Source organism: Azorhizobium doebereinerae UFLA1-100 (genome assembly GCF_000473085.1).
Classification (GTDB): domain Bacteria; phylum Pseudomonadota; class Alphaproteobacteria; order Rhizobiales; family Xanthobacteraceae; genus Azorhizobium; species Azorhizobium doebereinerae.
Map to the genome: position 1 here is coordinate 1 of NZ_AXBA01000082.1, position 3,415 is coordinate 3,415.

3 protein-coding genes are annotated in these 3,415 nt (G+C 66.4%); 2 read left to right on the plus strand and 1 reads right to left on the minus strand.

Features of this window, described 5'->3' with window-relative positions; genetic code table 11:
- The first annotated feature begins 85 nt into the window (after nt 1-85).
- Nucleotides 86-1,309, plus strand: coding sequence for a phage head morphogenesis protein (locus YU1_RS0125490; protein ID WP_029006453.1), 1,224 nt, complete (start codon nt 86-88; stop codon nt 1,307-1,309).
- A gap of 213 nt (nt 1,310-1,522) precedes the next feature.
- Here YU1_RS0125490 and YU1_RS33800 read toward each other — a convergent pair whose 3' ends face one another.
- Entirely contained in the window at nt 1,523-1,978 is a 456-nt protein-coding gene (locus YU1_RS33800; protein ID WP_156922486.1) for a hypothetical protein, read from the minus strand.
- 371 nt (nt 1,979-2,349) lie between these two features.
- Between YU1_RS33800 and YU1_RS31305 the strand changes: the two genes are divergently transcribed.
- A complete protein-coding gene (locus tag YU1_RS31305; protein WP_035716739.1) occupies nt 2,350-3,300 on the plus strand; it encodes a phage protease in 951 nt (316 codons plus the stop codon).
- Nucleotides 3,301-3,415: the final 115 nt, after the last annotated feature.

The window sequence follows — 3,415 nt, forward strand, 5'->3', positions numbered from 1 at the left end:
CGGTCCAGATGGGGCGCGCCTCGCCGAGGCCCTGGCCCAGGCCACCGCCATCGCCCGCGGCATCGGCGACGCGGTGGACTGAGCCATGGCCGAGATCACCCGCGGCTTCGGCCCGCCGCCGGAGGTGACGCGCTATCTGGACGACAAGGGCCTCAAGCCCGGCTTTCACTGGCAGGACGTGTGGCAGGAGGAGCATGCCCACGCCTTCACTGTCGCCAAAGCGGTGGAGACCGAGCTGCTCACCACCTTCAAGGCCTCCATCGCCAAGGCGCAGCGCGACGGCCTCGGGTTTGAGACTTGGCGCACCCAGGTGGTGGTGGATCTCCAGCGCATTGGCTGGGGCAGCCTGCGGATGGTGGCTGATCCCTCAGGCGACCAGCCGGACACGACGGTGGACTTCACCGCCCCACGCCGGCTCAAGACCATCTTCTGGGGCAACATGGCCTCGGCCCGCGCCGCCGGCCAATGGGAGCGGGCGCAGCGGACCAAGCGAGCGCTGCCCTATCTGCTCTATGTGCGCACCACGGCGGCCGACCCGCGCAAGGAACACCTCTCCTGGGTGGGCACGATCCTGCCGGTGGATGATCCGTTCTGGTCGAGCCACTTCCCGCCCAATGGCTGGCTGTGCAAATGCACCGTGCGCCAGATCACCGCCCGCGAGCGCGAGGATCTGCTGGCCCGCGTCCCGGCCGATGACACCGACATCCGCTATTCCGCCGAGCGGCCGGTGATCGAGACCCGCGCCTTCACCAACAAACGCACCGGCGAGATCGTGCAGGTGCCGGTAGGCATCGACCCCGGCTGGGGCGGCAATCCAGGCCTCGCCCGCGTCAAGGGCGTGATGCGCGCCCTGGAGCAATCCCTGGTGGATGCCGCGCCCACTGACGCCGCCCGCACTCTGGAGCAACTGTGGGACAGCCCCTGGACGCGGGTGGTGGGCCGCCTGCCGGACGACCAGGCAAGACAAGTGTGGCTGCCGGCCGGCCTCTCGCCGAAGCTCCAGGCCGAGATGGGGGCGAAGTCGCCGCTGGTCTCCATCAATGGGGCGGATGTGGTGGCACGGGCCAATCACGATGGCCGGTACAAGGATGGCCGGAGCTATGAGGATCTGCGCCGGCTTCCGCAGGCCATAGCGGAGGGGACGGTGGTGGCGGACGCCAATCCGCGGCGGCGCGGCATGATCTGGAACCTGGGCAAGGCGTGGTGGCGGGCCATCGTCACCAAGTCGGAGACAGGCTATTTGCGCGTCGTTTCCATGCACAGGCGCAATGCCGGCCCAAGCGAAAAGGCGATCCAGAAGGTGGAATGAGCGCGGCGGGGAGGAGCCGATCCCCCTTGCGGGGCGTCCCTCCAGGGGCCACCGCCATCAAGATGCCGAGGCCAACGGACTTCACCGCCGCGCAACATACTATGCCCCAAGAGGGCCGTTCCTGTCATGCCGATTTCTCTGCTGGAATCGACCGAAGGCGCCTGCAGCGGGCTTTGGCCCGCACGAAAGCGGAGCCTGCGACATGACGATATTTTAAGATCGATTTTCCGCTATGGATAAGACGTGATCGCGGATCTTCTCAAGCTCGGGGCGTACTACTGGGATGGAGTGGCGTGGAGACACAAACGCTTCCGGTGTAGCATTTGCATATCGGAATTGATGCTTAAGATGAGATGGAGATAGTGCTCTCACATAATTTGAGAATTTCTCAGGAACGACCAGTCCAGCATTTATTGCGGCTGCCAATCGAGATTCCAGATTATGATTCGATAAACTTCCGCGCGCCCCCGAGATTCGCAGGTAAGCTCCGAGGCTAATTTCGATAGCATGGCCGACAAGAAAGCCCGTCGGAGCCAGAATCTCGATATCCATAAAAAAGCGGATTGGCCCGCCTGCCGGGATGTCTTCGCCAAGAAGGCGGGCGGCACAGTCGATGAAGACCAAGGCCTGATGTGCATCCTCAGTGGCTAAACGATCAGAAGTCTTCATTCGGTGCCCCTCGGGCCGGTTGCGAGGAAGGCTCGTTCATGGCCTCTAAGCATCGACATTCGCATGGGAACAAAGCTCGAGCCGGATCCCCGATTGGCCCCGTTTCCTGCGGTGAATGAAGCCTTCACTGTCGGACATGAACAGAAATCGCCGCAGGCAGCAATCTCTCGTCGTCCTGCGGTGCATGTCCGCCGCCACCTCCAGAAACCCGTCACCGGCTTTCAAACCGCCTTTAACGTGCCCGCTGCGTGAGAGCTGTTGTCGTTCCCCGCGCCCGCAGGCTAACGTCGCCCCGTTCCCCCTGATTTGTCCCGCTCCCGGCGACACCTGTCGCCCATGATCCGCGCCCGCCGACCCGGCATGGTCGGGGCATGTCGAACGCCGTCCATACCCACATCCTGACCGTTCTCGCCGCCGGCTCCACGGACGCCGCGCCGGAACGCATCGTGCTGTTCCCGCAGGGCGGCGCGATCCGCACCCGCGACGGTCGGGCGTTCGCCATCGATTTCGCCCGGCTGATGGCCCGGTTCCAGGCCGATGGCCTGAAGGTGCCCCTCGACATCAACCACGCCACCGAGATCCTGGCACCCAAGGGCGAGCGGGCCGACCCGGTGGGGTTCGTCACGGCCCTGGAGCAGGACGGCGCGGCGCTCTATGGCCGCGTGGAGTGGATCGACCCGGCATCGGCGCCATCATTGCTCAAGGCTTACCCCTATGTCTCGCCGGCCTTTCCCGCGCCGAACGGCGAGGCGCTGTGGCTGAAGAGCGTGGCGCTGGTGGCGTCCCCGGCGCTCGCCGCCCAGCCGGCGCTGGCCCAGGCCGATCCGTCTCACATCCCGGAGAACCCCATGAAGACCGTGCTTGCCGCGCTTGGCCTCGCCGAGACCGCGAACGAGGCCGAGTGCCTTGCCGCCGTCACCACCCTGAAGACCACCGCCGATCCCACGGCCCATGTGCCCAAGGCGGTGCATGAGGAAACGGTGGCCAAGCTCGCTGCCGTTTCCACCGAGCTGGACACCCTGCGCGGCACCCAGCGCACCGCCAAGGTGGAGGCGGTGATCGAGGGCGCCTTGCAGGCCAAGAAAATCCTGCCCGCCCAGCGCGACCATTACGTCGCCCTGTGCGCCACCGATGCCGGCCTTGCCGCCGTGGAGCAGTTGCTGGCCAGCGCGCCGGAGCTGCTGGGCGCCTCCGGCCTTGGCGGCAAGACCCCGCCGGAGGGCAATCCCGCGTTGCTCAGCGCCGATGACCGCGAGGTGATCCGCCAGTTGGGCCTCACCGAAGCCGAGTTCCGCGCCGCCAACGGCCTCCCGGCCGCCTGATCCAGAGAAAGGCTCCCCATCCATGGTCGCGCTCACCGCCCCCCGCGTCGTGTCCGAGAAGGCCGGCGTCACCTCCACCGCCCCCGTCGCCGCCGACACGGTGATCCATGGCGGC